Annotated in this window: 1 protein-coding gene; it reads right to left on the reverse strand. The window is 76.1% G+C overall.

The window, feature by feature from the left end; genetic code table 11:
* Positions 1–251: hypothetical protein (locus AC5RV2_RS19335; protein ID WP_494093659.1), on the reverse strand; the 251-nt coding region annotated here is incomplete at both ends.

Genomic DNA, 251 nt, shown 5'->3' on the forward strand with positions numbered 1-251 from the left:
CGAGGCGGGGGCCACCAGCACGGCCAGCTGCGCGACGCCGATGGCCCAGTTGGTGTCCGGGTTCTCGCCCGGGCCGGTGGCGCAGTCGTAAACCGCCACCGGGCAGTACCGGGAGATGTTCTGGCCGGCCGCGGAGAGCGCGGCATTGCCGGCGTGCCCGCCGAGCGCACGTTCCCCGGCCACCCAGAGGTTGGGCCCGGCGGCCGCCAGCTGCCGGCGCAGGTCGTCGGCGCTTGCGGCGGGGGAGTAGT

This window comes from Arthrobacter sp. Y3225116 (genome assembly GCF_059091245.1).